General features: G+C 42.7%; 8 protein-coding genes and 1 other annotated feature. Of the genes, 6 read left to right on the top strand and 2 right to left on the bottom strand.

The features are described 5' to 3' along the window. Both CHH58_RS06285 and CHH58_RS06280 read left to right on the top strand, forming a co-directional pair. On the top strand, positions 1 to 1165 hold a 1165-nt coding region (locus CHH58_RS06285; RefSeq protein ID WP_141235089.1), incomplete at its 5' end, for a LysM peptidoglycan-binding domain-containing protein. A 23-nt stretch (positions 1166 to 1188) separates the two neighbouring features. Then, a complete protein-coding gene (locus CHH58_RS06280; protein WP_095226700.1) occupies positions 1189 to 2202 on the top strand; it encodes a hypothetical protein in 1014 nt (337 codons plus the stop codon). Here the strand turns inward: CHH58_RS06280 and CHH58_RS06275 are convergent, their stop codons facing one another. Further along, positions 2203 to 2391 carry a hypothetical protein gene (locus tag CHH58_RS06275; RefSeq protein ID WP_095226701.1) on the bottom strand — a complete coding sequence of 63 codons (189 nt, stop codon included), beginning with the start codon at positions 2389 to 2391 and terminating at the stop codon, positions 2203 to 2205. A 127-nt stretch (positions 2392 to 2518) separates the two neighbouring features. Beyond that, positions 2519 to 2760 (top strand) — a binding site (T-box leader). A 51-nt stretch (positions 2761 to 2811) separates the two neighbouring features. On the opposite strand from CHH58_RS06275, the gene CHH58_RS06270 reads away from it, so the two are divergent. The 4 genes from CHH58_RS06270 (at position 2812) to CHH58_RS06255 (ending at position 7688) form a co-directional block, all read left to right on the top strand. After that, positions 2812 to 5466 carry a valine--tRNA ligase gene (locus CHH58_RS06270; RefSeq protein WP_095232915.1) on the top strand — a complete coding sequence of 885 codons (2655 nt, stop codon included), beginning with the start codon at positions 2812 to 2814 and terminating at the stop codon, positions 5464 to 5466. Positions 5467 to 5529: 63 nt separating this feature from the next. Beyond that, positions 5530 to 6081, top strand: coding sequence for a GNAT family N-acetyltransferase (locus tag CHH58_RS06265; protein ID WP_095262202.1), 552 nt, complete (start codon positions 5530 to 5532; stop codon positions 6079 to 6081). Between the two features lie 109 nt (positions 6082 to 6190). Then, positions 6191 to 7060 (top strand): sugar phosphate isomerase/epimerase family protein, encoded by an 870-nt coding sequence (locus tag CHH58_RS06260; RefSeq protein WP_095262201.1) that lies wholly within the window; start codon positions 6191 to 6193, stop codon positions 7058 to 7060. Between the two features lie 337 nt (positions 7061 to 7397). After that, on the top strand, positions 7398 to 7688 hold the full coding sequence (locus tag CHH58_RS06255; RefSeq protein ID WP_212551791.1) for a hypothetical protein: 291 nt from the start codon (positions 7398 to 7400) through the stop codon (positions 7686 to 7688). Positions 7689 to 7860: 172 nt separating this feature from the next. Here the strand turns inward: CHH58_RS06255 and CHH58_RS06250 are convergent, their stop codons facing one another. Then, positions 7861 to 8361 (bottom strand): CarD family transcriptional regulator, encoded by a 501-nt coding sequence (locus tag CHH58_RS06250; RefSeq protein ID WP_170937541.1) that lies wholly within the window; start codon positions 8359 to 8361, stop codon positions 7861 to 7863. Positions 8362 to 8810 lie beyond the last annotated feature (449 nt).

Genomic DNA, 8810 nt, shown 5'->3' with positions numbered 1-8810 from the left:
TGAGGCCGAGGGGCAAAGTTATCATGTTGCTCAAGAATATGTAGAGCAAAAAGAAGCAGAAACACGAGACAATCAGGGTGCCGAACAGCAAGGTTATCAGTTTTCTCAAGAATATACGGAAACTGAGGTAGAAGCAGAACTAAAAGCAGAAACTCGCGATCAGAAAACCGAGGCTCAAAGCACTTCATTTGTTCAGGAGTATGCAGAGCAAACTCAGGCGGAAGCAAGACTAGAGGAGTCAGAGACTTCAGCTGCATCATCAGACTATGTGGAACAACGCCCTTCTGAAGAACAGGAAGAACCACAAGCTTTTGCTCAGAATCAAGCACCTGTTTCTCCAAAGGTAACTATAAAAGCGGAGAAGCCTGCTGCAAGGCCTCCTGAAGAAGCAGTTTATGAAGCAGAAGAACAATCACATGTACAAAATACTTATCAATTTCCTGAAGCTGGTAAGGGTAAGCTGCCAGAAGAACTTTTCGTGCTCCCGGATGAGCTGGAGGATGTGTATCAAGCGGCCGACTTCCGTCAAGCGCATATTCAGGATGATGATGTGTATTATCTGGATCGGGAACTACCGCATGAAGAACCTTCCGATAGACCAGATTTCACCTTTACTTATCAAGCAAAGCAAGAAGAAGAAGCACCTCCTGAGCCAATCAGATTCGAGGCACCTCCACTTTTGACACCTGAAGAGGATGACAGATGGAAATATAAAGAGACGAAGACATTCAGTGAATTCTTCGGTAGTAAGCCAGTCGAGCCTAAAGAAGTACCTCAAGCAGATGTAACTGCAGAAGATATTGATACGGAAGAAACATACGAAGATGCATATAATGACGTATCGCTGCAGTCAGTGCCAATCAATCAAGAGCTGCAGCCGGAGGATCTGCCGGAAGTGTTTGAGGAAGAAGAAGAAGAAGAAACAGATGAAATAGCAGAACGGAAAGACAGCAGCAATTTCCTTGTCAGTATGTTCGGTGCACGAGAAGAAACTTATACAAAGCTTCGTGTCTGCATCGTCCAGGAACGAGATACGTTGGAGAAGATTGCGACTCGATATGACGTGCCGGTCAGCTCAATTGCAAGCTCCAACAATCTGGAAGAGGAAACAGTATCGGAGGGGCAGCTGCTTCTCATACCGCAGCGACGTTCAAGAAAGAACTAAAAAGAATGAACGGGGTGTGCTAGATGGAAAATATCGATCGAATACTAGCTGCCTATGGCATTACGCCAGCCTCGGTTCAAGCCATAACCAGCCGCCTGTCTAAAGTGCAAACGCACCAGGCGGCTTTTGCTTTAAAAAGGTCATCCCTCCATCCGGAGCGGCTCGACCGCTGGCTGATGGTCGTCCAAGGCAAGCATAATTTCTATCGGGAAGGTGTTCCGCCTGTCTATCAAACATTGCAGGAGAATTTTTACGTGGTGGATGAAGGAGAAGTTTATTATCTGATGCCGTGGCTGGAGCGGCATCGAACTGATGAACCGGATCACCCTTATGAGATGCTGTTTACCTCACTCGGAAAAATCCATGCCTCCTCCAGCAAACGTTATCCGATTGATTATGAAGCATACGCATTGGCTATACGAAAGCAAAAAGAAAAGCTCCAGCAAGACAGGGAGGAGCTGCTTGTTTTGGTGGAGCGTTTCGAATCCCAGACATATATGGGGGTTGTTCCACTGCTAGTTTGTACGCATTACAAAGATTTAGAGCATGTGTCTGCGATGCTGGATAAGTGGTATGACCATTATGATGCAGATCTGAAGGCAGATCCTGAGATGGAGCATAGCGTTCTGCATGGAAGCTTACGTCCTTCTCATGTCCAGGAGGGCAGACCGCTGCATCTGCTCAATTGGGAAAAGACCAAGCTCGGTAATCCTAGCTTGGATCTTGCTGCCTATTATAAAGAGGAATGGAGGTTTATCGACAGTAATGTGATGAACCCGCCATATTATTTGCATACGTATGAAGAACACCGGCAAATGAAGAAAAACGAAGAGAGCCTGTTCATGCTGCATTTACTGCATCCGGGCCGGTATTTGAAGCAGGTGAGAGAGTATGTAGATGCTCCGCAGAAGGCGGATACCCCTGCTGTTGTATTAGAATTGACCCAGACACATAGGCAGCTGATGCAGGCTCTCCAGGCACAATCCTATTTCCAGGATCTTCGTGATCAGGAAGAACAGGAAGGCGCGGATTCTTGATCAGATTGATTTCGACTGAAAGCTGAAGTAGAGAGCTATCAAGCCGCCAAGTAACAAAATATCCAAAATCGACGGAAACAATATTGTCCGAATGAACTGGAAAATGATCAGCGGAATTACCGCCTTCTCGGTGACATTGACCCAATACTTGAGGAAACCCGGCATGTTGTTGCGGTTGAATTTACTCATTGTCATCCCTCCTATAGATAGTATATGAATGGGAAAAGCTAGGCGGTTACCCTTTTTTGAAAAAAATATGCCTCTTCATTGACTTTTTTACTGTCAAGTGGATACAATAAGCTATACAATACATGATACAAATGCTTTGACAGGGAAGAGTATAGTGTAAGGATCCATACTAGAGAGGGAAGCAAATTGGTGGAAGTTTCCCGGATACCTGCAGTAGAAGGTCGCCCTGTATGCAGCGACCCCGAATGTGACTTTTAGTCAGTAGGGGGAGCCGGTGAAGAGCCGTTATCTCCCTCGAGTGTGCGATACGTATAATTAGTGTCGTAAATGAAGGTGGTACCACGGAAACTAACCCTTTTCGTCCTTTTGGATGAGAAGGGTTTTTATATGTCACCAAAAGCATTAAAGGAGGAACCAGGCATGACAACAGACAAATCACAAGAAAACAACACACTGCCATCCAAATATGATCCGGCAAGCATCGAAGCAGGCCGCTACCAATTCTGGCTTGATGGTAAATATTTCGAAGCAACTGGGGATGAAAGCAAACAGCCATATTCCATCGTAATCCCGCCGCCAAACGTAACAGGTAAACTGCACTTAGGGCACGCGTGGGATACAACATTACAAGATATTCTTACACGTATGAAACGTATGCAAGGATATGATGTGCTTTGGCTTCCAGGAATGGACCATGCAGGTATCGCGACACAAGCAAAAGTAGATGCAAAACTGCGCGAGCAGGGCATCAGCCGTTATGACCTTGGCCGCGAAGGCTTTTTAGAGAAGAGCTGGGAATGGAAAGAAGAATATGCAAGCTTCATCCGCAAGCAATGGTCGAAGATGGGACTTGGTCTTGACTATTCACGTGAACGATTCACATTGGATGAAGGGCTATCTGAAGCAGTTAAAGAAGTATTCGTTACATTGTATGAAAAAGGTTTGCTTTACCGTGGCGAATATATCATCAACTGGGATCCAGCAGCCAAAACGGCACTTTCTGATATTGAAGTAATCCATAAGGACGTACAAGGTCACTTCTATCATATGCGTTATCCACTTGCTGACGGAACAGGACATATCGAAATCGCGACAACTCGTCCGGAAACATTCCTAGGGGATACGGCAGTAGCTGTACACCCGGATGATGAGCGCTACCAGCACTTGATTGGTAAAACGGTCATCTTGCCGGAAGTGAATCGGGAAATCCCGATCGTAGCGGATGATTATGTTGACATGGAATTCGGTTCCGGAGCGGTGAAAATTACACCTGCACATGACCCGAATGACTTTGAAGTAGGTAACCGTCATGATCTTGAACGCATCCTCGTCATGCATGAAGATGGCTCAATGAATGAAAATGCCGGTAAATATAACGGCTTAGATCGTTTTGAAGCTCGTAAGCAAATCGTTAAAGACTTACAGGAGCAGGGTATCCTCTTCAAAATCGAAGACCATATGCACAGCGTTGGACATTCCGAACGCAGCGGCGCAGTGGTAGAGCCGTATCTATCCACACAATGGTTCGTTAACATGGAACCGCTAGCGAAACAAGCTTTGGAATTGCAAGCGGGCGAAGACAAAATCAACTTCGTACCAGAACGATTCGAAAGAACATATTCGTACTGGATGGAAAACATCCGCGATTGGTGTGTATCCCGTCAGCTATGGTGGGGTCATCGTATTCCTGCTTGGTATCATAAAGAAACAGGCGAAGTGTACGTTGGCAAAGAAGCGCCAGCAGACATCGAGAACTGGGAACAAGATCAAGACGTACTTGATACGTGGTTCTCTTCTGCCCTATGGCCGTTCTCCACAATGGATTGGCCTAATACAGAAGCAGCTGATTTCAAACGCTACTTCCCGACAGATGTACTCGTAACAGGATATGACATTATTGCCTTCTGGGTGAGCCGTATGATCTTCCAATCCAAAGAGTTCACAGGCGAACGTCCATTCAAAGATGTATTGATTCACGGTCTAGTACGTGACGGCGAAGGCCGTAAGATGAGTAAATCACTCGGTAACGGTGTTGACCCGATGGATGTTATCGAAAAGTACGGTGCAGACTCGCTGCGTTACTTCCTATCAACTGGTTCATCACCAGGTCAGGATTTGCGCTTCCAATGGGATAAAGTAGAGTCCACTTGGAACTTTGCTAATAAAATCTGGAACGCATCCCGTTTCGCATTGATGAATATGGAAGGCTTACAGTACAGCGATATTGATTTGACTAAAGAGAAGAGTCTTGCAGATAAATGGATCCTTACTCGCTTGAATGAAACAATCGAAGCTGTCACATACAACGCAGAGAAATATGAATTCGGTGAAGCTGGCCGTCATTTGTATAACTTCATCTGGGATGATGTGTGTGACTGGTATATCGAGATGGCGAAACTTCCGTTATACGGCGAAGACGAAGATGCTAAGCAGATGACACGCTCTGTTCTTGCACATGTACTCGATCAAACAATGCGCATGCTGCATCCATTCATGCCATTCATCACGGAAGAAATCTGGCAGCAGCTTCCGCATGAAGGTGAATCCATCACAGTTGCTGCATGGCCGACAGTCAACAAAGATTTGCATGATGAAAAAGCATCAGAAGAGATGAAACGCTTAGTGAGCATCATCCGCTCTGTCCGTAATATCCGTGCTGAAGTTGATACACCGATGTCCAAAAAGATTCAACTGCTTATCCAAGCAGAAGACAATACAATCGAAGCAGAGCTTAAGGCACAGCAGCACTATATCGAACGCTTCTGTAATCCAAGTGAGCTGACGATTGCAACAGCAATCCAAGCACCAGATAAAGCGATGTCAGCTGTTCTTACTGGCGTAGAGCTTTACCTGCCGCTTGAAGGCTTGATCGATATCTCCAAAGAAATTGAACGCCTGGAGAAAGAACTCGACAAATGGACAAAAGAAGTCGATCGTGTTGAGAAAAAGCTTTCCAACCAAGGCTTCATCAGCAAAGCACCAGAAAAGATCGTTGAAGAAGAACGTGCTAAACAAGCAGATTATGAAGATAAACGCGCACGCGTACAGCAGCGCATCAATGAACTAAAAGGCTAAACACACCACAAGACGCACTAGAATTTTGCTAGTGCGTCTTTTTATACATAGGGAGAGATAAATATGCTGACATTTCAAAAGCTTGAAACCGAACGAATAGTATTGGATGAAGTAAAGATGCAGGATGCTCCATACGTATTTGCCGCTCTGTCCGACCCTACAGTAACAAAGTTCTACGGTATGGAGCCGCTCCAGTCTATTGATGAAGCAGAGCGGGTCATATCCTCCTTCCGATGCGGTCTGCAAGAAGGCCGTGTCATCAGATGGGGTATGTTCTGCAAGGAAGCAGGTCGTTTCCTCGGAACTATTGGCTTACATCAAGTTAATCGCAGTAATCGACGTGCTGAAATCGGATATGAACTACATCCCGACCACTGGAAGAAGGGGTTAGCGAATGAAGCGATGGGAGCTGTATTGAAGTACTGTTTCAATGAACTAGATCTGCTGCGTATTGGAGCTATGGTGTATCCCGAGAACAAAGCATCTGCTTCTCTGTTGAAAAAACAAGGATTCGAAAGAGAAGGGCTTTTGCGCAGTTATTATTATCATGGCGGCAAAACGTATGATGCGAATGTTTATGCACTGCTGCGAGAAGACTGGAAGGAAGCTCTATAAGTTAGTTTGATTGTCAGCTGACAGTCAGTTTCTAATACTATGTGGGTTGTATTTTTGTAGTCTTTACTCCTTTTCTTTTATGTAAGGAAAATGAAGAGGAGATGAAGAAATGAACACAGCAAAAAAACGCAAGCAAAAATTCTCACTGGCACATTTGACAGCACTACAAGTACCACCTCCAGAATTCATTCGTATGGCAGCTCGAACTGGCTACGACTACGCAAGTATTCGTACCATATATATGGGTTTGCCCGGTGAACCAAATTATGACCTTTCTACAAGTAAAGAAATGCTTGATGATACAAAGCAAGCTTTAAAAGAAACCGGGTTAGAAGTATGGGATATCGAGTTAGTGAGAGTAGAAGAAGAAACAGATCCCCTTTCACTCGTTCCATCGTTCAAGATTGCACAGGAATTAGGTGCCAAGCATGTAATAGCGAGTATTTGGACAGATGACCTTGAATTTGGAAAAAATAGTTTTGCGCAGATCTGTGATTTAGCCAAGCCGTATGGTCTGACTGTGCAACTTGAATTTGTGACGATTGCTGGTGTCTATGATCTAAAAGGGGCGCTGGCGATACTAAACAGTGTGAAACGCCAGAATGCGGCTATATTAGTGGATTCCCATCATTTTCACCGTTCTGTTCATCTATTTGGAGATAAGGTAGAAGATTTGAAGCGTATCCCTAGAAAATGGATCAACTTCTTTCATTTGTGCAATGCCACGAGTACTATTTCTGAAGATATAGAGGAAATGACGCGTATCTTAAGGGAGGAACGCTTATACGTGGATGAAGAAGGAATTGATAACAAAGAAATTCTTTCTTATATGCCAGATGATATTGTCTATTCTCTTGAAATTCCCCATAAACAAAGAGCAGAAGCATATGGATACGAAGAGCATGCAAGAAAGTGTTTAGAATCAGCTAAAAACTTCTTTGCTACGATTCATGATAAAAAAGAAGTTGTGCATTCATAAATCTTGGTAATGAGGTCAGTAAAGCAGTCTGCTTAGAATTGTTATTAATAGTATTACATGTAAAATAATAAAATCTTATGAAAGTCACAGAGTGCTTATTGCCTCTGTGGCTTTTTGAATTAAGGAAAATTATATTTGAAGTATATCATTCTCTAGAATAGAGAATTTAAAGAACAGAGGATTTGTAAAGAGTTATTATTCTAGAATCCTTGGCGAAGCGAGTAGTGCAGCATATGGTTCCGAATGGCAAAGGCAGAATACTGATCGTCGCATCTATTTCTGCAACGCAGCCTTCACCTATGAAACTGTATATGGTCCATCGAAGGCCTTTGGATATATGTTTGAAGAATCTCTGCGCGTAACAGGCGTTACTGTCACTGCATTGCTGCCAGGAGCAACAGACACCAACTTCCATTCGAATGCAGGGATGGACTCCATTGAAATCGGCTCTTCTAAGAAAAATGGTAAAGATCTCGCTGCAAAACAGGGTTATGAAGCACTCATGAATGATGAGGATCACGTTGTCGGCGGTGACGAAGAAACAAAACAACAGGCACAAGATAATAGGACCGCACCGGAACCAGTGAAAGCAGCTAATCATGCAAAAAGAGCAGGCCTTCATAACTAAGTACGTAGATTCTCAAAATAAAACAGAGTTAGTAAATGACACTACATATTAGTTTGACAAGTACAAAATTCTTGTTAACAAAATAAAAAGGTCTACGTTCTAATGCAGAACGTAGACCTTTTTATGATCTTAAGACAATCAATATTCTCAAATAAGACATAATTATCATATCTTATCTGAAAGTAGGTGCATCTATTTTAAAACGATTTTCAACTAAAGATTTCACGTCAGAAGAGGCTTGATCATATGAAATATTCTTTATTTCTTGAATTTCTCCAATAAGAAACTCTTCTGCATTTTTATATACTTTTTTGTCTGATTGAGATAAGCGACCGTCCGTGGTATGGAAGTGCATCAGATCTCTTATTATCTGACTGATTTCTAATGTAGTACCTAATTTCATCTTACTGTCCAAGACTTTAGATCGTTCACTTACTGAAGAAGGCAAAGGAACACCATTGTCATAGAAATCTAATTTTACTTGCTCTAATTGTTCTAAAGAAATTATAGGGCGTAGACCATTCTGGTTTTCGTTTTGACTCGGTACAAACACATGTAACTTTTTAAAAGGAAAGAATATTTTGAAATATTCTCTTTCCCTCATATATTCCGTTGATTCTATGGTCCCTGTTCCGTGAAAAGGATAAAATACACTATCTCCGCCTTTAAGCAAATTAACAATCTCCCTTCAAAGATACTTCTATTATAACACAAATTGGTCGGTTATATTTTTGGGCTTATTGAATCGCTGCTCAGAAAGGACGTTTTTACCTTTCAAAATTGAATTTAAAACATCAATAAAGTAAAGAAAGAAAAAAATATACAGGAATAAACAATGCCGTGTAGACGTCTCTCTATGTATTATATGTGAGCTCTGAAAATATATTAATAATAAATATATTGATTTTTCATCACTTTTCCTGTAGGATACTCAATATATTAATAAATGAGCGTTGAATGGATTACAGTAATGTATGTTCTCCCTGATAGAGAGAGCTGACGGTTGGTGCAAGTCAGTGCAAAGAACAGCATGAATTACGATCCTGGAGCATTTTCTTCGAACCGGTTGGTGAGGGGAAGACGGTGATGAGCCGTTATTAGAATCGAGATATTGACATATTA

This window comes from Terribacillus saccharophilus (assembly GCF_002272745.1).
GTDB classification, from domain to species: Bacteria; Bacillota; Bacilli; order Bacillales; family Amphibacillaceae; genus Terribacillus; species Terribacillus saccharophilus_B.
This window is presented reverse-complemented; position numbering and strand designations above follow the sequence as displayed.

What these genes read in the sequence shown, in the direction of transcription:
- CHH58_RS06280 (WP_095226700.1), top strand. Translation starts at nt 1,189, where the DNA reads ATGGAAAATATCGATCGAATACTAGCTGCCTATGGCATTACGCCAGCC.
- CHH58_RS06275 (WP_095226701.1), bottom strand. Translation starts at nt 2,391, where the DNA reads ATGAGTAAATTCAACCGCAACAACATGCCGGGTTTCCTCAAGTATTGG.
- CHH58_RS06270 (WP_095232915.1), top strand. Translation starts at nt 2,812, where the DNA reads ATGACAACAGACAAATCACAAGAAAACAACACACTGCCATCCAAATAT.
- CHH58_RS06265 (WP_095262202.1), top strand. Translation starts at nt 5,530, where the DNA reads ATGCTGACATTTCAAAAGCTTGAAACCGAACGAATAGTATTGGATGAA.
- CHH58_RS06260 (WP_095262201.1), top strand. Translation starts at nt 6,191, where the DNA reads ATGAACACAGCAAAAAAACGCAAGCAAAAATTCTCACTGGCACATTTG.
- CHH58_RS06255 (WP_212551791.1), top strand. Translation starts at nt 7,398, where the DNA reads ATGTTTGAAGAATCTCTGCGCGTAACAGGCGTTACTGTCACTGCATTG.